We start from the raw sequence: 19,280 nt of genomic DNA on the forward strand, positions 1-19,280 counted from the left end.
GTGCGCGTGCAGGCCGTGATGATGGATGGGGTCCCGCAACAATCGGGAGCCTGTCCGGCTGCTATTGATCGCGCTTTTCATTATGGGGATGGTCTGTTTGAGACCATCCCCATCATTCAGGGTAAACCCCTGTTCTGGGATGAGCATCTCCAACGCCTTCAGGCAGGCGCGCAATTATTGCAGATGAATCTACCCGGCTCATTGCCGTGGCTTGAAGATTTTCAGCGCTTGCAAGCGCATGTTTCTTTACCCGATCGCTACGTTCTCAAATTGATTTTAAGTCGTGGTCCGGGAGGGGGTTATGGTATTCCCCGCAATGTCTCCGTCGCCCGTTATCTGTTTGCTTCGGACTGGCCCGAGCGTAGTGCAGCTTATTGGCATCCGGGGATTATCGCAGATATTTGCTCGGTTCCCCTGTTGACCGGAGCCCCTTATCTGACAGCGAAAACCCTGAATCGTCTGAATCAGGTCATGGCCCGTAATGCCTTGCCGCAGGAATACGCCGAGGGCATCGTCCTCGATCAGCAGGGCTTTTTGCGCGAAGGGATTATGTCCAATTTATTCTGGGTTGCTGCGGGCATTGTCCATACACCCTCACTGGAGGAGGGGGGTATTGCCGGAATCCAGCGTCAGGCGATTTTAAATTGGTTGCAGACATCGAGCATTCCCTGCCAAATCGGGGATTATCGGGCAGAAAACCTGATCGAGGCCGAGGAAATTTTTTTCAGTAACAGTCTGATTGGTATCTGGCCGGTCAGGCGTTTTCAGGATCGTAACCTGGAGGGTAGCCAGGGTAAAATCAGTGCCAAAATACTGCAATGGCAGGCAACACTCGGGCTGGGTCCAACCTGATGCGGCGCATAATCCTGACTTTGCTGCTGGTTATTATTCTCGCTCCGCTGGGCTATTACGGTGTGACCATGTACTTGCCGCAATCTTTTCCCAAGCCGGGAAAGCAGGTCCCTATCCGGCTCGGTAGTGGCACATTGGAAAGTATTCAGATTTTGCACAAGGCGGGTGTTCTGCCTTATCCGCAGATGTTTCGTATGGCCTGGATATTGGCCGGTCGTCCAGTGCTGCAGGCGGGTCTATATGATTTTCAGGGTCATGTTTCGCAGGAGAATATTCTGCAACGTCTGATACATGGGCAATCCCGGCCACTCAATGTGGTCATTATCCCCGGTTGGAATTTGTCGCTGATTCTTCAGGAGTTGCGTTTAAAGTCTCCTTATGTGAACCTGCATGGACTTCCGACGGGCGATCAGGCCGCGCAACAACTGGCTGCCGCAGGAATCGGCGCCCAGGACAGTGCCGAAGGTTGGCTTTTCCCCGACAGTTATCGCTATGTTCCCGGGACTTCAGCCCTGAGTATTCTAAAGCGCGCCTATCATCGAATGAATGACAATTTACAGCATTTATGGTCACAACGTGCCCCCGGATTACCTTTAAAAAACCCCTATCAGGCGCTCATTCTGGCCTCTGTGGTGCAAAAGGAAGGAGCGCCTCCCGCACAACAGGCGCATATAGCAGCCGTGTTTTTGAATCGATTACGCCAGGGAATGCCACTGCAGTCAGATCCGACGGTGATTTATGCGCTGGGCAAGCACTATCAGGGGCATTTGACGCCGCAGGATATGCACGTGCCCAGTGCGTATAATACTTATCTGCATGGAGGACTCCCGCCAACGCCCATTGCCATGCCCGGCATGAGTAGTCTGCAGGCAGTATTGCATCCGAGTGACAGCCACGATCTGTATTTTATTGCCCAGGGGAATGCCTACCATTATTCGACCAGCTACAAGCAACATATTGAGCAGATAAAACGCTATCTGCAACCTACTGCGAGGACGCTTTCATGACAGCTCAGGCATCCACTATTCAGAAATCCACGATCACGCCGGGAATGTTCATCACCCTGGAAGGCATTGAGGGCGCTGGCAAAAGCTCTGCCATACCAGTGCTGGCAGCTTTTTGTGAAGCTCAGGGATTGAGCGTGGAGCGTACGCGCGAGCCGGGTGGTGGTCATTTGGGTGAAGCCTTGCGCAGCATATTTTTGAATCCGGAATTGGCCCTGGATGTGGAAGCGGAGTTACTTCTGCTTTATGCAGGGCGACGCGACCATTGGTTAAACCGGATTCAGCCGGCGCTGACGGACGGTAAGATCGTCCTTTGCGACCGTTATGAAGATTCCACCTATGCTTATCAAAGTGGGGGCAGGGGATTTCCTCAAGAGCGTATTGCCGAACTGGCGCGCTGGGCTGGCATTACCCGGGCACCGGATTTGACTTTCTGGTTTGATGTTAGCCCGGAACTCGGCGCCGCCCGTATTCGTGACCGGCGGCCAGATCGTCTGGAACAGGAACAGACCCCATTTTTTACCAAAGCGCGGGCCGTGTTTGCCCAACGTCGGGCGGCCGAACCCCAGCGGATCATCCGCATTGATGCCTCAGCCCCTATGGATCAGGTGCATGCCGCGCTGGAGCAGGCCCTGGCTCCCCGTTTGCGTAAGCATTTTTCATGAAAACTTTGCAGCCAGATCCCCAATCCTGGCAACCCATCCAGGCCTTATTGGCCTCCGGATTACCGCAGGCCATGCTGGCAGTCGGTGAATCCGGTTCTCTGCTGCCCCTGCATCTTGATGCGCTGCAGGCCGCCACGTTGTGTTTCAAGCCGACTGACGAAGGGTTTGCCTGTGAACAATGCCGTTCGTGCAAGTTGCTGGCGGAAGGCTCTCATCCGGATTTATGGGTAGCCGCCCCTGAGCCGGGTAAGCAGATAGCCATTGATACCTTGCGTCAGGCCATGGAATGGATTCAGTACACGCCGCAGGTCAGCAACTCGCGCTGGTTGCGCATCGATAATGCCGAAGCCATGACGGTGGCAGCCGCCAACGCCATTCTAAAGACCCTGGAAGAACCCCCCACCCGTGCGCACGTTGTTTTGCATAGTGAACAGGCTTCCCGTCTATTGCCTACCATTCGCTCCCGCCTGCAGCGCATTCCCCTGCCGGAAATGCAGATGGTGCAGTCCATGCACTGGCTGCAACAGCAGGGTGTGGATGCAGAAAATAGCGGCGCTTTGCTCCGTCAATTAGGCAATCGGCCCTTGCGCGCCCTGGAGCTTTGGGAGGCCGGTTGGCTGGAGCAGCGCCAGCAATGGCTGCGTAGTTTGCTGGATTTATCTGGGCAGGGGGTCGTGGCGGCCCTGAAACTTGCGGAGCAATGGAGCAAAAGTTCAGATCTACCCCTGATCCGGGAGATGGTACTGAATGTCCTCGCCGATTTTATGCGATTGCGACAGGGGCTGCTGGACAGAATCGCTGACCTGGACTATCTAGAAGAGTTGCGACTGAAAGCTCCGGATATTTCGGCGGAAGCGCTGCAGTCCAACCTGGATGGCTGGTTGCAACTGCCATTGACCCTGTCCCAAAACAGTAACGGGATGATGGTCATGGAAAAGTTGCTTTTGGACTGGCTGAAATTGTGGCCAAGGAGGAAAACCCATGGAATTCAAAACTGAGCCCAAACCGGGAGGCGCGGCTACCGCGTTGTCTGTAGTATTGCGTGATCCCCAGGCCGTTCAGCGTTGCTTTATGTCTGCTATCAAGGGCGGCGGATTACTGGTGGAAACACCTAATCTTCTTCCCATGGGTACTGAAGTGCTGCTGATGATTACCCTGCCCGACAGCCAACCCCGCGCCCCGGTGATGGGTAAGGTTATCTGGGTCACCCCCGTGGAAAACCGCGATGGTCGGCCACCGGCCATCGGCGTCCAGTTTCAGAATGATCGCTCAGGGGTACTCACGCGCATTCAGAATGCCCTGTCTGGATTGCCCACCCATGGTGGTGATGCGGTGCTGAGTTTTTGACAGAATTATCATCAGGCTTTCAGTATCAGGTTTTGAAGTTGCGGGTACCAAGGTTTCCGGTCATTGCTCTTTGAGCAAGGTCTGGGTTACACTTCGCAGCCTCAGGAGAGGTGACCGAGCGGCCGAAGGTGCAGCACTGGAAATGCTGTGTACTCCAAAAGGGTACCGTGGGTTCGAATCCCACCCTCTCCGCCAAAAAAATAATATAAGAAACTGATTTATATCAAAAATAATTTTTTCAAAGTTAGTTGATCTTGCCTCTGATCTTACTCGGTGAAAATTCTTCTTCGTACATTCCTATTAACCTTTTCAGCTTTCAGCCGGACAGGCGTGAGCTCCATACAGGCATTGAGCGGGCGCAATGGCAACTCAGACTCCCAGAAGCATCGGTTGAAGCGATAGGCAACTCATCCCGGTATTCGTGAGGGGATTTGCCGTTGACTCCTTGGGCAGTTCGAAAAACTTGCTTTCCTGACGGATATTAGCTTCAAGAATCAGGATTCAGGACATTTTCCTACGGATTTTGTAGTAAGCGGTATTTTTCATGGCCATATTTCCATGATTTTCTGAATTACGGGCATACTGCTGCCCTGATTGGCCCCTTTTCGAGAAAGGCTAGGCGTTTGATGTTTTAGGTCACGACCATCATGGTCATCGCGGCGAAGCTTGCACGTACCTGGCCGATGGTCCGAATACGCTTGCCACCCATTTGCTCCATGTCTGCAAAGACGTGTTCTACCCGCGCCCGTACTTTGGCGATGTTGTGGTTTCGCCGCTGCTGGCATTCAGAGAGAGGATGGTTACGGCTTCCCGGGTATCCGCAAAGAAGCCATCACCAGCCCCCGTTGCTGTTGTCCGCCATAGGCCGGAGCACGAAACATGCAGGTCAGACTCAGATTTACCTGACGCCCATGCATGCTGCACATAAAAAGGTAGAACGTGGAATCGAGAATATTCGCAGAAGGTTACGGATGGTTCGGCAGACTGCGGAACAGTACATTGGGCGCTCACATTGGACACTTCTCGTCAGCTATATTGCCGCGCAAATTACCCAAAAACCATGGACCCCCCGGGGGCCTTTCCAGCCGTTGGCGGGCCGTAACTGCATTTTCTAGGTTAATGTAAAACTGAAAAGTGGTTGTGGTTAGGCGGAGCCGCAATTACCTGCCGCGTCGCTTAATCTTCGTGCGTCGATATTCAGTGGCGTAGTCGCTCATTTATGTCGATCATGGTCTTTAGCGTCTCCGAGAGGAATATTACTGGTATTTTTGTGTTTCACCCGTAGAGTAAACCTCCATCAGCGAAGAAAACCAAATTCTATCGAATGAATAATGTCAGTTCAGCGGAGGTGGGCACCCAATTTGGGTTGACGGGGCCGACATCTTTCGCTCAAACTGATCCGATATGGAAACTTTAAGTAGGCAATGGTTGATCTGTTACCTGTATTAGTTCATTCTTTTTCTGAGCGAATTTCCGCCGCCCTTCCGAGAGTAACTGCGCTCTGATGAACCGCCACCTAAAACCACTATAAATTATGTTCAATGTTTACAAATGAGCATAAGGAGAAATATTTTAAATTTATAGAAACATATTTCTGGTATTGTCTGCTGGTGGAGCTTTCTCCAATGAAACCATGGTTAGGAAAATATTTATATGCTTATATTTCTATGGCTAACTTATGTTGTGCTTTCCATAATTACTTCAATAAAAGTTGTTCTGAACAAGCGTAACCCATTGGCCGCTGCATTATGGTTGGTCATTATATGGCTGGCTCCCTATTTAGGGGTTTTCTTTTATTTTATGTTAGGGATCAATCGCGTCAAACGCAAAGCGGTTGGAATGCGGAAGGGATTGCACCGGTACAACCATCCTACTTTGGAAAAGTTCATTGTAACCGAAGGCAAACTAGATGTTCATGAAATCTCTTCGTATTACATTCCTCTAGCAAAATCCATTCATAGACTTGCAGAACAAAGCCTGATTGATGGAAACGAGATTGAGCCATTATTTACTGGTAATACGGCCTATAATGCCATGTTAGAAGCTATTGCTAATTCAAAAAAATCTATCGTGCTAATGACATATATTTTTCATGCTGATGGCATTGGAGTGAAATTTATTTCTGAATTGCGTCAAGCCCACGCTCGTGGCGTTGTAATTCGCGTGCTACTGGATGGAGTGATGGCACATCTTACACGTCCATCTGTAGTTCATGCACTCCGTAATGCAGGCATTCCTTTTGCGTTATTCAACTCACCATTGTTGGCTCGCCAGTTTATTTTCCTAAATTTACGGAGTCACAGGAAGATCTGTGTTGTAGATGGTCGCATCGGATTTACTGGAGGATTCAATATACATCGCGATTATTGGTCGTCCAACCCGGATGAAGCGGTGCACCAGGACACGCATTTTCGGGTTACTGGACCAATAGTGGCGCAACTGTCAACGGTGTTTGTGAATGAGTGGCTTTACAGTTCCGGGGAGACTTTGCGTGGCGAACCATGGTTTTTAGAGGAAGATGAAATCCCGCATGAAGGTAGAGTGCTGGCGCGTGGCATTGCTGCTGGACCGAATGAACAGCAGGAACGCTTACGAGGTTCCTATCTCACCGCGCTGAACGTGGCGCAAAAATCGGTCAAAATCATGTCACCGTATTTCATCCCTGATGAGGTGTTGATTGCAGCGATTGGTGATGCTATTAATCGTCAGGTTGAAGTGGACATTTTTATCCCCAGAAACAACAGTAAAATATTACTAGCAGCCACTATGGGAACCATCAACGAGATCCTTGAGCATGGCGCACGCCTATGGTTATGTCCTCCACCTTTTAACCATTCTAAGCTGATGATAGTGGATGATCAATGGTTATTAATGGGTTCTGGTAACTGGGATGAACGCAGTCTTCGGCTTAATTTTGAATTCAATGTTGAATGCTATAATGCGCTGCTCGTCAATAAAATAAATACGTTATTCCGCACGCATCAAAATTCCGCAACACAGTTTACTTATGCCGAATACTTGAAACGGCCATTTCACCATCGGCTATTTGATGGTTGCACACGCATATTTTCCCCATTTTTATGATGCAGTTTATTACAATGAGATGAACATCTCCTTCCACTATTAGGCTTATCGCCATGCATTACAGGCCGAATATCAGGTAGCAACCCTGGCTTCTATCATCAGTGCATAGGAAATACCTGCCCGTATCCGTATGGGTGCATTTTGTGCGATACTCGTTTGATGGCGATGGTACCGGCCGTTTTGAAGCCTCTTTCGTGTATGTCCCGAGCCAGCCTTTAGGGTTCTTATGACATTATCCGAACAGCAGCAATGCCATAAGTTTTAAAAATCCGCACAGCGCGGGCGGTCCCAACACCATGGGTATGCAGGAACAGCATGATCTCCCGGATTACTTTCTGGTCTGCCCAGGTGGTAACCATCCGTTCCCGGCGAATGGGTCCGATCCCTATCAGACTTTTGGTTCCTTCTGGCACGTGTTGCCAGAAAATAGGCGGGATTGCTCCTTCTCCCTGTTGCGTAAACCGGCGAGGGATCCAGTCATCAGAATCAATTCCGGTACTGAATACTATCATTGGTATAGCCATGTGAATCTCCTTTCTCAGCAGACAAACAAGTCGGAATGGCTTCCGGTAAACCAGAAGCCATTCCAGATCGCTCAGGAAATGGTGATCCTCTTCCGCTTGGCGGATTCCGTTTTTGGTAGTACCAATTCAAGTACACCATCTTTAAAGGTCGCCTTTACCTGATCACTATTGATATCCACCGGAAGTTGAATCGTCCGGGAAAACTCGCCGTAATGCCGTTCACGATATACATAGTTCGCGTCTTTTTCCGTTTTCTCCTCTTGTTTGAAACAAGAGGAGAAAACGGAAAAAGACGCGAACTATGTATATCGTGAACGGCATTACGGCGAGTTTTCCCGGACGATTCAACTTCCGGTGGATATCAATAGTGATCAGGTAAAGGCGACCTTTAAAGATGGTGTACTTGAATTGGTACTGCCAAAAACGGAATCCGCCAAGCGGAAGAGGATCACCATTTCCTGAGCGATCTGGAATGGCTTCTGGTTTACCGGAAGCCATTCCGACTTGTTTTTCTGCTGAGAAAGGAGATTCACATGGCTATCCCAATGAGAGTATTCAGTACCGGAATTGATTCTGATGACTGGATCCCTCGCCGGTTTACGCAACAGGGAGACGGAGCAACCCCGCCTATTTTCTGGCAACACGTGCCAGAAGGAACCAAAAGTCTGATACTCCTTATGGAACATCGCGAAGCGGATAGCGAACATCGTATTCACTGGCTACTCTACGATATTCCGCCAAGCATTGAAGGGATCCATGAAGGTGGTCCTCTGCCTGAAGGTATCCTTTCAGGACGTAACAGCTTTGGATTTATGGGGTACAAACCTCCAGAAGGAGCGGCCAGTCACCAGCTTCAGCATTACGACTTTCTGTTAATGGCCACGGACAAGGCTTCACTGGGGCTTCCGGAAGGGGCCGACTGGGAGATGGTGAAGGCCAAGCTTCGCACACCAGGAAGAAAGGCCGATCAACTGGATATCCCTCCAGCCACAGATCGTCGAGCCAGAGAGTTTTACAACTTGTGGCACATACTTGATCATGCCGAATTCTCCGGGCACTTTGCTCTGGATAGAGATGAACCGGTAAAGTCCAGCCCATGAGAGGCATTGCTGGCATTCAAACCAATCGAGCACCCCTGCAAACTGATTTGAGCGGGTTATCGTGAAGCATGATAGGAGATACGGTAATGAAGGCATTTCGGGCATTGAAACATTATAGACTTCCACCGGGTTCGCGCTTATGTCTAATGGATGACGGGCTTCCGCTCAAAGTGTCACCTGAAGACCCGGCTATCCATTGTATGACGGACCTGCATCGCGTTCCCGCCGTTACCACCAAAGCCTCAGCATCTATCGATCATGCTTTACAACACATGATTCACACGGGCGTTCGGATGCTCTTTGTTCTGGACGATGCGGACATCCTGATTGGATTGGTAACGGCTCGAGATCTCACAGGAGAGAAGCCGATTCGTATCGCGGCAGAAAAAGGCCTGACTCGGGATGAAATTACAGTGCAGGACGTGATGATCGGTCAACATCAAATCGATGTGTTGGATTTGTCTGAAGTAGAGCGTTCCATGGTAGGGGACATTGTTCTTACCTTGCGTGACGCGGGTCGCCAACATGCTTTGGTTCGAGAGAATAGGATGCAGCAGACGGAAATCAGAGGGGTTTTTTCCATCAGCCAAATTGCCCGTCAACTCGATCTTGAACTTTCGGTCAGTGACGCGGTGCAAAGTTTTTCCGAGTTGGAGCATATTCTTTCGCGGGATGATTAGGGGCTAGAGAGATTCCAGATGGCGTAATAGCCATGTCATTTTAGCAACCGTGGCAATCTCCGAAAAGAACCTAGTCACTGGCACCAACTTCTACCTTTGGCCTTGTTAGAGATGGCAGTGCTGACTTGCTATATCTTAAGAACAGCCAAGGCAATCCCCAAAAAACCTGCTCCCATGAATAATAGTCGCGCCCACCATCGGACATCGAGAATAGCTGCCGCAGCAATCCCCAGGATGCCTGGCCAGAACGAAAGCCAAATTCCTGGGTGATTAATCGCTTTTGTAGCAGTAACAGAAAACACCTGTGACCATTGCTGCCCTGCCATGAGCAGAAGCGTCACAACCAGTACCCATGCGGCGAGCCTATTACGGCGTACATCCAAAAGAAACAAAGATAATCCAGCCATTGTAGTGAACAAAAAAGCAAAAAACAAAGTCCAGAAAAACATTCTTTCTCCGTGAATGGGTGACCTCAATATAGGCCCTATGCAGCATCAAAATAGGCAGTATCCATATGAGACTACACATTGTTTTCAGCAAGTCCAATAGGTGCCCGTTCTTGCATCCTTTCCGGAATATCCTATACATTGCCTCTGAGCGTTTTATAAACGTGGGTAATGCCTTCTCTGATAAGAATTTTGTATGGAGATTTTTTAACTAATTGTGGATTGATTTTTTGGGCTTCAGTATGCCGAGCAGACCAAGCCGTTTTGCATTTTAGTGATTACTCGTTATTCAGACAGCAAGATGCGAACTGGTTCATCGTTTCACCCGGAGTAGGTCTCGATAACTTGGGTGGCGTATGCGTAACCGCTGGCACCTTCGTCGATACGCTCGGAGGCATTTTTGGTACCACCTTGGCCGGCACATTAGAGAAATTAATGATGAGTTTCGAGAACAGGATGGTCAGTCCACCGAATGACTGCTTACGCTGCTTATGTGTCATTGGGTGTAGCGCAAGCGCAAGGGATGTCAGTAGGCGTCAGGATGAAACTTTATTGTCCACCATCACCGGGTCGGCAAAGGCGGTAGGGCTACTCAGGATGATACTTCGTGAAACGTGGAAATTTTTTAAAGGGTAGAATCAATTGGATACGGCTGATCCAGCATGGTACTTTTTTGTCCGTTAACATCACGGTCGTCGTCCGCCGTAAGCAAAAACCACCTGCGGCGTTTCGGTATGTTGAACAACAGAAATTGACGGAGTGCTCACCCCTTGCAGGGAGCTCACCCTCTGACATTCATCCAGCAGTCTTAAATTCTTTTGTGCAGCCACGTCACCCTGCCCTGCAGCCTTTTCCCACCAGTACCGTGCGCCGTCCCACAACTTCTTTTGGGCACAAAGAAAACCCATATTGCCCGCTTCATGAGGTGCCAGCAAAGAAACCTGACGATCACTGACCCCTGCATATTGACTGGATGCAGCAGGACCACCTGTTACTATAACTGGCCGAAAAACCATTTTATGCCGCAAAAGCTGATCCAGTTCGGATTTCTCTGCGACAAAGCTCATGCCTGTCTGGTTATTATAGAGCATGATCGGCTGTTTAAAGCGGACCGGCTGACCGTCTTGCGTGGGATAAGCAGTGACCCACTGGCCGCTAGTCGGCACTATGTTTTGATTCACCAGATCAGCATAAATCTTCTGCCCATAAATCGGGGTCGGGCGAATGAATCCGGGAGTTTCAGGGGTATAGCCCGAAGGCTCACCCGCTTCATGCAAAGGGATAGAAAAAAAGATATGCCGGTTTTTCATGGTTTCCGTCCAGGAATGGACCTCAGAGACGATCTCGGAAAAGCCAAAGGGCTTGTTGAGATTGGCGCGATACCGCATGGAAACCGCGCGAGGCACTAGCAGATCGCCCTCCCGTACCCGGTTCATGGCTTCCATCGGGTTTTTGGGGGCATCGCCAAAACCGTGCCGACCCCAGAAGTCCGCAAAATCCTTGCTCGGCACCACCCAGGTCTGATCCACGGAAGTCATGCCGATAAAATACCGGATTTTGAGAAAGTCCCGGTCCTTGTGATTGGAATGAAAAACACTCGCATCCACCCGGACGACATTCATGGTCAAAGGCGGTGGCAATTCCACAGGAAATTCTGACGTATTGGGGTTTTTAACCAGTGTGCCCGGTACATTATTCCCCTCTCCCCTGGGGTTATAATTAAAAAAACCGGGTTCATCGGGGCGCATGGGGAAGCGTTCCAGGTTGCCGCCATAATCCAGTACCCGGCAAACCGTTTTTCTGTCATCGGTACGCAATCCGCGTCCGACCATCTGAATCCAGCGGGCCGCACTCTGGGTAGGCCGCAACACCGTGACCGAATCGATTTTGGGCAAATCAAAGCCTTCAATGAACAGATCGACGTTGACCAGATACCGGTATTTACCATCCGAAAAATCCTGGAGACGTTGATCGCGGCTGTCTTTCGACATGCTGCCGTCAATCACCACGCTGTCCGGCAGGGATTGCGCGACCAGACGGGCATGTTTGCGGTCGATGGTGAACACGATGTTATGCTGACAATCCGCCGTGCGGGTCAAGACATCCTGCATCCGTTCCTTGTGCTGAATGGTCGCAGCATTGCGCAAGTCCTCATTGAGAAAATCACCCTTGCGGGATCGCGCCTTGCCCGTCTCGATGGGATACAGGGTTTTTTCCCATTGGGGTTTGACCAGAAACTTTTCGTCCATCAGGGTAGCGGGTTCGATCTGATAGGCGGTGTAATTCAATGGATTGTCAGGCCCGACAATATGCCCGCCATCCAGACGCCAGGGCGTTGCCGTAAACCCGCCGACGCGCATATCCCGGTGACGGGCACTCAGGGCTTTTATCAACCGTTGATACTGACCGTTCCCTTCGGTCGGAATACGATGCGCTTCATCGACGATCACGAGTCCTGGCGCGGGCATGGCGCCCAGCACGTCCGGCTTGCCAATGGTCTGTACGCTGGCCACCGTGACCTTACCAAACTCTTTTTTGCCCAGACTCGCACAATGGATGGCCGGCACCAGATCGTTCGGCAAAATATGCGAAAACCGCTCTGCCGCCTGGGTGATCAGTTCGGCGCGATGCGCCAGTACCAGCACACTTTCCTGGGGGTTCTCCTGTAAATACCGTTCGATGAAAGCGCCCATGATGACGGTATTATGGGTCACCGTAAAATCGCCCAACAAAAACAGACGATCCGGCCCGGCGATCTCGAAGCCGTAATACTCCCCTTCGCCTATGGGTTCCAGGCAGATAGTCGTCAGCACAATATCAGAAGGTGTTTTGCGCCATCCGCTTGCCAGCCCCCTAAAAACTGCATCCCGACGCAAATAATCCAGAACGGAAATATTGACCACATGCCCCATGCCGGGTGCAAGCCCTTTGCGGGGAGCAGGCCCTGTGCTGGCTGCAGGCCCTTCGCAGGCTGCAGGCCCATCGACCCGCAAGGAAAGGATATGGGATTCATTGACCACATAGTCATCCCCGTTGGTCTGATGAACGCAATACAGGTTCTCCCGCCCACGCGCCAGGGAAAGCACAGTACGCGGCCCGGAATCCGGCCCCATCAACAGATCGCCTATCTGCACGTCCTGTACCGGCACGACCTCACCGCTATATAGCAAGACCGGCGTATCTTTGCCCAGGCACTTGCCCGCCCCCGTCGCTGCAATACAGGCCGGATGGCGGTCGTTTTCCAGAAGCGCTGCCATCATGGCGTCCACGGCTTCCTGCTGATACCAGCGTAACTGAAAGCGATGTGGGTCTGCATCCGTCTGGAAAAACGTCAACTGCTTTTCATGCGTTTCACGTCTCATGGGCGCCTCCCGTACATAAAAGCGGGCGGCGGTGTCGCTTCTTCACTCGGCGGGATGGGACCGATCTGTGGATCATCTTGCGTGTTGCAGCGCAGCAGGCTGCTTCGGGTCTGGTCACTCAGATGCCCCAGGATTTCAGGCGCGCGTTCTTTGTGCAATCCGACAAGAAAGGTGTCTCCCTGTCCGAAAGCCAGCAATTCCTGCAAATCCGTTGTCGGCCCGCCCACAAAACGCCCGGCTTTCACGTCATCCAGAGAAGGAGACAGGGCATACAGGGGTCGAACTTCTGGTGCGGAACCATTGATTTCTTTTTTGAACAAGGCCACTTTCTCACGAAGATCGTCCAGTGTGCCGTTGTTCTGAATTTCGTAGTGCATTTGATAACCAGAGAGTGCGGTTTCAAGGGGATGGTTATGGAATACTTTTTCAGCCTCGTCATGGCGTATCCGAACCATTATCCCGCCCAATTCTTCAATTAGGTCCACCTCGGCCGGAGTGCGCACATCAGAAATAACCACGGATTTACCATGTGCCTGTTCCCGTATGCTCCGAATGAAGTAATCAGGGTCTTGGCTGCGGCGATAATCACCCCATGCCTGCAAAGCCATACGCGGTGTTACGGGCGACGTAAAATGGGCGGCTGTCAGGGCATCGGCCATTTCAGGAATGACGGCCATGCCATTTAACGCTATGGGATTGTCTTTATTACTGCGATCCTTCAAGTAATCCACGGAAGAAAGGCCGTAAGCCTGGGCGACTTCCTGATAGATGCGGTCACTAAAGGACAGTTTTTTCATGTCCAGCATATCGGCGACTGTATCTTTACCTGCGCCCGGTGCGCCGGACAAACCGATAATGATTGGATTGACCGGTTCAGGATTCCTGGCCGCTTTCAATCCGTCCAGAACTTCTGGAATATGTTGTGCGGTGTCCTTGCGGACATCGGGGTATCCATAATCCTTTTCTTCCCGCAAAGCCCGTTCCATGGTGTCCAGTAAGCCGTTCGTAAGGAGGGTTTTCTGGGCGCGGGTACAGGCTACATACGGCAAACAGAGTGTGTCATGGTCGGGCACCTGATACTGCCGCTCTGCTTCGGGTTCGGTATTCAGCCAACTGCGCTGGAAATCATCCATGAGCAGGACATTATCCCATTGCCCGCCTTTGGATTTATGGCCGGTGGACAGGACATATTGCGCCTGTTTGGGGTCCGTTTCGGTGTGACGCAATGCCTTGGCAATCGCTTCAACGCGCCCCTGCTTCTGTTCCACGATTCTGACCAGAGGAGAGAAACCTTGTCCCAGAGGGGTTTGCGCATATTCGGAGAGATGATGCCAGTCATCGAAAAAACTCAGTTCAGGATGTTTGGCAAATTCACCTTTATAGAGGCGTCCCATAGCTTCCACGAGATTCACAATCTCGCCCGTACCGCCAACCACATGAATCCGTTGCCCGGCCAAAACCGCTTGAACAGCGGCCTGGAGCAATCCGGCATTGCCGCGAAACAGGACCGCATGGACATTATTCACGGAATCATCCAGCACCTGGCCATCGGGACCTTTCCCGGTCAGCAGATAAGGCGAACCCATCAGTCTTAAAAAATGATTGCCCGCGTCGGCAATCTCCTGTCCAAAGCGATAGCTGGTGGCCAGTGGCAAAGTCTGGGTCAGATCGGGATGATCCTGTTGCATGATCCGCATGGCGTCCACGGCACCCGTAAAATCATAGATGTGCTGATAAGTGTCGCCCACCAATACCAGCCGGGTGCCATACTGTAGCTGCGCCTTGAGAATTTCCAGCATGGGTGGTGAAGCATCCTGCGCTTCATCAAAAAGAATGGTGTCTGCGGGAATCCGGGGCGGAGACAAGGAACACAGTTTCAGATAAGCACTGTGGTCGATGGGAAATTGAGAAAAGGGATCACGCATCCGGTCCCAGGCCCAGGCGGATGTGCCCAACAAGGCTTTGGGATTTCCCTGTAATCCTGCACGATGAATGTATTCCGCCAGGTCCGGCGCGATGTGCTGCGGGCCAATCTGCGCATCGGCGGACTGACTAAACTGCCGTAACACGGATTGCACGGCCATGATCGCCCGGCCTTCGGAACAACGCAGTTCCTGACGAATCTGCCGGACACGATCCGCAAAATCCGTGCTTTGCCGCAACTGGTCGCGCAAGGGTCCGTACAGGCTGCCACTGAACAAACGGGGTTGTGATCCGCCGTATACCTCACTCATGGTGCCGCCGCCGTCCGGGTGTGGAGAGCGATAAGCAAAACTGTGCGCGGTACTCACGGTCGTATTCCGGGGAAACTCAGCGGACGCTTCATCGGCATTGCGTTTATTGAAAACGAAATAGCGTAACCGTTCTGCGTTCAGTGGATACTCGGCGGCGCCCTTGAGGGTGGTCGTCTTGCCCGTACCCGCCAGGGCATTCACCGCCAGAATTTGGGAATCCCTGTAATGCAGGTGATCCAGAATCGCCGTCTGTTCCTCATTGAATCGAAAATTGGTCATCGTTTTCCTCCTGTTCCCCAGAATGATCTGACTAATACTGGGGTGATGCCGAAATTTCACGTGCCAACTAATTCACATCATGAGTAATAGCATCATGCCGATTCTATATTATTAGCTCCAAAGCATATGGATCTGATGGTTCTCGCCCTAGGCAGCATTAGTGGCTATCACTGATTGTCTTTTTACCGCAACAAACAGGCTTCCGCCACAACATTCCTAATGAATAGAAGGCATATGAAAGAGACGGGAAGCCTGCCAGAGATAAAACACCACCACGGGAGACAGGGCCACAATATGACCGTTTTGCGTGACAAGAGCGGCCTGCAAAGTGTGTTTTCCACGGTATACCTGATCCAACGTGAAGAAGGGCCGATTCCAAAGCCGCTGCTGGAATTTTCCATCCAGTCGCATTCTGATTCGCAAGCATTCCTGAAACACGGACTCCGGCAAGACCAAAAGACCCACAGCGACCTTGTCCTGATTATTATGGATCACCTCTCCCGCACGCGGGGTCAGTATCTTCAGTACAATAGGCGCATTCACGCTGGTAGTGGTCGCGCTGGACGCTAATGGGACAACAAGCACCACCATAGCCAACAAACACCACAGTACAAATCGGCTGAGTCGCATCCAACGGATCATGGCATCACCGTCACCGGCGTACCGATATGTATCAACCCATAGGCCCGTTGTGCTGCTTTTAATGGCAACTCCACACAACCATTGATTTGCCGAAATCCATACGCCAGACGGGGGAAACAGTGTACTGCCCGACCATCCCAGAAATAATTCACGAAGCGCACATCTGGATCGTTATAACACTCACCATGGGGGAAACAGCCGGTCATGCGCGTACTTGGAAAGCGCACATAACCCACTTTCTTTTCTCCCTGCTCGTAGCGTTCCTTATGCAACGCCAATGCCTTATTGAACACGAAGCGGCACAATCCGGAAAAGCGGCGCATCTGGCGCTGCTGTTCCCCAGTCGGTCGTAGCTCAAACTTGTAGGCTTGGAGTCGTTGCATGGGTCTAGTATGATTTGGCCTATGAGACAGGTCAGAATCCATTTCCTTTTAACGTCTCTCTTTCCTGCCATGCCCCCATAACCAACACCGCTGCACCATGAACCGCGCCACGTTTCAAATCTGCCAATGCCACATTCGCCATGCTCAAAGGATACGTTGTGATGTGGCTTTGTACCGAGGCACATCGTGCCAATGGGAAATAGTCTTCGGCATCTTTGCGCGTCAGGTTGGCGACAGATCGCACCTGTCGCTCCTCCCAGAGAAAGGAATAGGAGAAAGTGGGGATATCCGACATGTGAATTCCTGCACTGATCACAACACCCCCTTTCCTGACCGCCTGAAGAGCAACAGGTATGAGGGCTCCAATCGGTGCAAACAAAATTGCCGCATCCAGCGGTTGTGGCGGCAGGACATCCGATCCGCCAACCCACGCAGCCCCCAATTTGATCGCCAGATCCTGTGCCTCGCTATCGCCCGGGCAGGTAAATGCATAGACCTCCATACCTTGATAACGTGCCATCTGAATCAGCAAATGCCCGGCGGCACCGAATCCATAAAGACCGAGGCGCCGGCTCCCCTCTGCAAAACGTAAGGCCCGAAAGCCGATGAGCCCCGCACACAATAGCGGGGCACCTTCCGGATTAGCGTAAATATCTGGAAGGAGAAAGCAGTAACGCGCATCAGCGACCATATACTCCGCGTAACCACCATCCACGGTGTAACCATGGAAAAGTGCCTGATCACAAAGATTTTCCCGTCCTGACCGACAATATTCGCAGGCTCCGCAAGTCCATGCGAGCCAGGGAATTCCCACCATCTGACCGGTCTTTAAGGAAATATCAGGGCTTCCCACCGATTCTATCTGGCCGATTACTTCATGACCGGGAACGAGTGGTAGTTTGGGGTTGGGCAATTCACCGTCCACGACATGCAGATCGGTACGGCACACTCCGCATGCCAGTATTTTAACCAGGACCTGGCCCGGCTCGGGCTGTGGTCGCGGCAATTCAGTGGACACCAAAGGGTTACCCACCTTTTCCAGGACCATGGCATGCATAAACCACCTCCTTGTAGTTGCCATAGAACTTCCATGACGATGCACCATCACGGAGTTACGGAAAGTAACAAGCCTGATTCGGCAATTGTAGACCATCCCGCAATGATTGCGTCGCCGCTATCCGCCTGGTCTGGGATAGACTCTGGCCGATTGTCTGGAATCTGATCCCGTCCCCATTGGTCAATATGCGTCTGATCCTGGAGATCGAAGATATCTTCAACACTCAAAATGCAATGGCTGAGCGTTCGATTTACCGAATCTATTTGACGGAGCCCTTAATCTGCAGGCGCACCTGCATCAGAATATCCCCAACACGCGCTGTATTTCCGGTAATATGCTTTGCACGTATTTTTTCCCCTCCGCGATGGCTTCATCAGCACGATAAAACTCCAGCAGACTAATGTGGGATAGCCTTGGAGAAAGGAGTATATCCGGAGGATCATCAACTATACGGCTTTTGATGATCCTGTCCTGCATGATATTCACCGAGGCAGAGATGGTATCAAAGAGACTGGGGGGTCGATCCTCGTCACCTATCGTCGGAAATATTGAAGCTGTATAGGTAGTGAGCAGATCCGATATTTTTCCGGTAATTCCGGTGTCCTGTGTTTTTATGACGTTGTTATTTTGATGGTGCTCTCGAACAAGAGTATCGTTCAAAGTTACGGCAATAATAGTATCGGCGCCCAGCGCTCGACAGACCGAAACGGGGACTGGGTTCACCAATCCGCCATCTATGAGCCACCGGCCGTTGTTTTTGACTGCGGGAAAGAGGCCGGGCATAGATATGGACGAGATGACGGCATCCAAAATAGAGCCGTTCGTCAGCCAAATCTCGCTACCGGTTTGCAGGTCTGTTGCCACTGAGGCATATGTTTTGTTGACTAACGCTTCTATTTTTGAGTCATCATCTGCCACATATTTGTTGAGGAAATAATGTAACCGCTCTTTATTGACAAAACCATTCAGAGACCATTTGATGGAAAAAAATTTGGCTGTTTCAAGCTTTGTTAATGAACAAACCCATTTTTCCAGCTTCCCAAGGTTGTTAGAAACATAGGATGCACCAACCAACGCGCCTATGGATGTGCCACAAACAATATCCGGTACGATTCCTTGATCATTTAGCGCGTTTATTACTCCTATGTGTGCCCACCCACGGGCCGCACCACTGCCAAGAGCCAAGCCAATAGTCATGGTGATCTCCACCCCCACGCGTTTTTGACGCCACCACGTCTGGTTTGCCATATATCGCGGCCACGAAGAGCTCAATAGGGCGCGGATGTAGCCGCATTTATTTTGATCGCCCCTAACTGGTCTGTCTTTTATCCTGAGTAAACACTGACCCCTGGATAGAACGGTTCTTTATGTATTCCGCCAACCATGCCTCATTCCGCCAGGCGCATTCCCGGACCATGACGGCCAGCATCTTTTGTATCCGGCTCGGGGGCACATTTTTGACCCATCGACGAAACTGGGTATTTTTCCCATAAAACCTGACGATGGTGCTCATGCCAATCGCATAAGCCGGACTGAGAAAGTGCATCTCTACATGATGGAAAATGTTTTTTGCCATCAGATGAATGTCTGTCTTCATGGCGTTTTCCCCTCTTACTTTCCT

18 protein-coding genes, 1 tRNA gene and 2 pseudogenes are annotated in these 19,280 nt (G+C 51.2%); 9 read left to right on the forward strand and 12 right to left on the reverse strand.

Annotation, left to right across the window (positions count from 1 at the left end; all coding sequences use genetic code 11):
- Nucleotides 1-18 precede the first annotated feature (18 nt).
- The 6 genes from pabC to BLW97_RS05085 all read left to right on the forward strand — a co-directional run bounded on the left by pabC (nt 19) and on the right by BLW97_RS05085 (nt 4,063).
- Entirely contained in the window at nt 19-852 is an 834-nt protein-coding gene (gene pabC / locus BLW97_RS05060) for an aminodeoxychorismate lyase (RefSeq protein WP_242947702.1), read from the forward strand.
- Nucleotides 852-1,859: an endolytic transglycosylase MltG gene (gene mltG / locus BLW97_RS05065; RefSeq protein ID WP_075322536.1), complete on the forward strand. Its 1,008-nt coding sequence runs from the start codon at nt 852-854 to the stop codon at nt 1,857-1,859. The genes pabC and mltG overlap by 1 nt, the downstream gene beginning before the upstream one ends.
- Nucleotides 1,856-2,521, forward strand: a complete 666-nt coding sequence (gene tmk, locus BLW97_RS05070) for a dTMP kinase (RefSeq protein WP_207650559.1) — start codon at nt 1,856-1,858, stop codon at nt 2,519-2,521. Before mltG ends, tmk begins: the two co-directional genes overlap by 4 nt.
- Nucleotides 2,518-3,519: a DNA polymerase III subunit delta' gene (locus BLW97_RS05075; RefSeq protein ID WP_075322537.1), complete on the forward strand. Its 1,002-nt coding sequence runs from the start codon at nt 2,518-2,520 to the stop codon at nt 3,517-3,519. The genes tmk and BLW97_RS05075 overlap by 4 nt, the downstream gene beginning before the upstream one ends.
- Entirely contained in the window at nt 3,503-3,868 is a 366-nt protein-coding gene (locus BLW97_RS05080) for a PilZ domain-containing protein (RefSeq protein ID WP_075322538.1), read from the forward strand. The genes BLW97_RS05075 and BLW97_RS05080 overlap by 17 nt, the downstream gene beginning before the upstream one ends.
- Nucleotides 3,869-3,972: 104 nt before the next feature.
- Nucleotides 3,973-4,063 (forward strand) — tRNA-Ser (locus BLW97_RS05085).
- A gap of 436 nt (nt 4,064-4,499) precedes the next feature.
- Here the strand turns inward: BLW97_RS05085 and BLW97_RS05090 are convergent.
- Nucleotides 4,500-4,679 (reverse strand): annotated as a pseudogene (locus BLW97_RS05090) (transposase); the annotation flags it as partial.
- 842 nt (nt 4,680-5,521) lie between these two features.
- On the opposite strand from BLW97_RS05090, the gene cls reads away from it, so the two are divergent.
- A complete protein-coding gene (gene cls, locus BLW97_RS05100) occupies nt 5,522-6,952 on the forward strand; it encodes a cardiolipin synthase (RefSeq protein WP_075322539.1) in 1,431 nt (476 codons plus the stop codon).
- A 224-nt stretch (nt 6,953-7,176) separates the two neighbouring features.
- Here cls and BLW97_RS19940 read toward each other — a convergent pair whose 3' ends face one another.
- From BLW97_RS19940 to BLW97_RS20370, 3 genes and pseudogenes are all read right to left on the reverse strand, one after another.
- On the reverse strand, nt 7,177-7,476 hold the full coding sequence (locus BLW97_RS19940) for a helix-hairpin-helix domain-containing protein (RefSeq protein WP_242947704.1): 300 nt from the start codon (nt 7,474-7,476) through the stop codon (nt 7,177-7,179).
- A 71-nt stretch (nt 7,477-7,547) separates the two neighbouring features.
- Nucleotides 7,548-7,676, reverse strand: a pseudogene (locus BLW97_RS05110) (Hsp20/alpha crystallin family protein); the annotation flags it as partial.
- A gap of 19 nt (nt 7,677-7,695) precedes the next feature.
- Nucleotides 7,696-7,974: a hypothetical protein gene (locus tag BLW97_RS20370; protein ID WP_423230360.1), complete on the reverse strand. Its 279-nt coding sequence runs from the start codon at nt 7,972-7,974 to the stop codon at nt 7,696-7,698.
- Nucleotides 7,975-8,009: 35 nt separating this feature from the next.
- Between BLW97_RS20370 and BLW97_RS05120 the strand changes: the two genes are divergently transcribed.
- Complete coding sequence (locus tag BLW97_RS05120; RefSeq protein ID WP_024894747.1) at nt 8,010-8,576, forward strand: YbhB/YbcL family Raf kinase inhibitor-like protein; 567 nt, start codon at nt 8,010-8,012, stop codon at nt 8,574-8,576.
- An 86-nt stretch (nt 8,577-8,662) separates the two neighbouring features.
- Nucleotides 8,663-9,256 (forward strand): CBS domain-containing protein, encoded by a 594-nt coding sequence (locus BLW97_RS05125; RefSeq protein WP_024894746.1) that lies wholly within the window; start codon nt 8,663-8,665, stop codon nt 9,254-9,256.
- A 128-nt stretch (nt 9,257-9,384) separates the two neighbouring features.
- Here the strand turns inward: BLW97_RS05125 and BLW97_RS05130 are convergent, their stop codons facing one another.
- The 8 genes from BLW97_RS05130 to BLW97_RS05170 form a co-directional block, all read right to left on the reverse strand.
- Nucleotides 9,385-9,705, reverse strand: a complete 321-nt coding sequence (locus tag BLW97_RS05130; protein ID WP_024894745.1) for a hypothetical protein — start codon at nt 9,703-9,705, stop codon at nt 9,385-9,387.
- Nucleotides 9,706-10,388: 683 nt separating this feature from the next.
- Nucleotides 10,389-13,064 carry a DEAD/DEAH box helicase gene (locus BLW97_RS05140; RefSeq protein WP_024894743.1) on the reverse strand — a complete coding sequence of 892 codons (2,676 nt, stop codon included), beginning with the start codon at nt 13,062-13,064 and terminating at the stop codon, nt 10,389-10,391.
- On the reverse strand, nt 13,061-15,577 hold the full coding sequence (locus BLW97_RS05145; RefSeq protein WP_075322541.1) for a UvrD-helicase domain-containing protein: 2,517 nt from the start codon (nt 15,575-15,577) through the stop codon (nt 13,061-13,063). Before BLW97_RS05145 ends, BLW97_RS05140 begins: the two co-directional genes overlap by 4 nt.
- A gap of 216 nt (nt 15,578-15,793) precedes the next feature.
- Nucleotides 15,794-16,219, reverse strand: coding sequence for a hypothetical protein (locus tag BLW97_RS05150; RefSeq protein ID WP_024894741.1), 426 nt, complete (start codon nt 16,217-16,219; stop codon nt 15,794-15,796).
- Complete coding sequence (locus BLW97_RS19755) at nt 16,216-16,602, reverse strand: helix-turn-helix domain-containing protein (protein WP_198925995.1); 387 nt, start codon at nt 16,600-16,602, stop codon at nt 16,216-16,218. The genes BLW97_RS05150 and BLW97_RS19755 overlap by 4 nt, the downstream gene beginning before the upstream one ends.
- 31 nt (nt 16,603-16,633) lie before the next feature.
- Nucleotides 16,634-17,659: a zinc-dependent alcohol dehydrogenase family protein gene (locus tag BLW97_RS05160; protein WP_024894739.1), complete on the reverse strand. Its 1,026-nt coding sequence runs from the start codon at nt 17,657-17,659 to the stop codon at nt 16,634-16,636.
- 297 nt (nt 17,660-17,956) lie between these two features.
- Nucleotides 17,957-18,856, reverse strand: coding sequence for a patatin-like phospholipase family protein (locus BLW97_RS05165; RefSeq protein WP_075322542.1), 900 nt, complete (start codon nt 18,854-18,856; stop codon nt 17,957-17,959).
- 112 nt (nt 18,857-18,968) lie between these two features.
- On the reverse strand, nt 18,969-19,256 hold the full coding sequence (locus BLW97_RS05170) for a DNA alkylation repair protein (RefSeq protein WP_024894737.1): 288 nt from the start codon (nt 19,254-19,256) through the stop codon (nt 18,969-18,971).
- Nucleotides 19,257-19,280 lie beyond the last annotated feature (24 nt).

The sequence above is a fragment of the Acidithiobacillus albertensis genome, assembly GCF_001931655.1.
Taxonomy (GTDB): domain Bacteria; phylum Pseudomonadota; class Gammaproteobacteria; order Acidithiobacillales; family Acidithiobacillaceae; genus Acidithiobacillus; species Acidithiobacillus thiooxidans.

Excerpts from the sequence above, each read along its gene's own strand:
- pabC (WP_242947702.1), top strand. The coding sequence starts at position 19 with ATGATGGATGGGGTCCCGCAACAATCGGGAGCCTGTCCGGCTGCTATT.
- mltG (WP_075322536.1), top strand. The coding sequence starts at position 852 with ATGCGGCGCATAATCCTGACTTTGCTGCTGGTTATTATTCTCGCTCCG.
- tmk (WP_207650559.1), top strand. The coding sequence starts at position 1,856 with ATGACAGCTCAGGCATCCACTATTCAGAAATCCACGATCACGCCGGGA.
- BLW97_RS05075 (WP_075322537.1), top strand. The coding sequence starts at position 2,518 with ATGAAAACTTTGCAGCCAGATCCCCAATCCTGGCAACCCATCCAGGCC.
- BLW97_RS05080 (WP_075322538.1), top strand. The coding sequence starts at position 3,503 with ATGGAATTCAAAACTGAGCCCAAACCGGGAGGCGCGGCTACCGCGTTG.
- cls (WP_075322539.1), top strand. The coding sequence starts at position 5,522 with ATGCTTATATTTCTATGGCTAACTTATGTTGTGCTTTCCATAATTACT.
- BLW97_RS19940 (WP_242947704.1), bottom strand. The coding sequence starts at position 7,476 with ATGGCTATACCAATGATAGTATTCAGTACCGGAATTGATTCTGATGAC.
- BLW97_RS20370 (WP_423230360.1), bottom strand. The coding sequence starts at position 7,974 with ATGGCTTCCGGTAAACCAGAAGCCATTCCAGATCGCTCAGGAAATGGT.
- BLW97_RS05120 (WP_024894747.1), top strand. The coding sequence starts at position 8,010 with ATGGCTATCCCAATGAGAGTATTCAGTACCGGAATTGATTCTGATGAC.
- BLW97_RS05125 (WP_024894746.1), top strand. The coding sequence starts at position 8,663 with ATGAAGGCATTTCGGGCATTGAAACATTATAGACTTCCACCGGGTTCG.
- BLW97_RS05130 (WP_024894745.1), bottom strand. The coding sequence starts at position 9,705 with ATGTTTTTCTGGACTTTGTTTTTTGCTTTTTTGTTCACTACAATGGCT.
- BLW97_RS05140 (WP_024894743.1), bottom strand. The coding sequence starts at position 13,064 with ATGAGACGTGAAACGCATGAAAAGCAGTTGACGTTTTTCCAGACGGAT.
- BLW97_RS05145 (WP_075322541.1), bottom strand. The coding sequence starts at position 15,577 with ATGACCAATTTTCGATTCAATGAGGAACAGACGGCGATTCTGGATCAC.
- BLW97_RS05150 (WP_024894741.1), bottom strand. The coding sequence starts at position 16,219 with ATGATCCGTTGGATGCGACTCAGCCGATTTGTACTGTGGTGTTTGTTG.
- BLW97_RS19755 (WP_198925995.1), bottom strand. The coding sequence starts at position 16,602 with ATGCAACGACTCCAAGCCTACAAGTTTGAGCTACGACCGACTGGGGAA.
- BLW97_RS05160 (WP_024894739.1), bottom strand. The coding sequence starts at position 17,659 with ATGCATGCCATGGTCCTGGAAAAGGTGGGTAACCCTTTGGTGTCCACT.
- BLW97_RS05165 (WP_075322542.1), bottom strand. The coding sequence starts at position 18,856 with ATGACTATTGGCTTGGCTCTTGGCAGTGGTGCGGCCCGTGGGTGGGCA.
- BLW97_RS05170 (WP_024894737.1), bottom strand. The coding sequence starts at position 19,256 with ATGAAGACAGACATTCATCTGATGGCAAAAAACATTTTCCATCATGTA.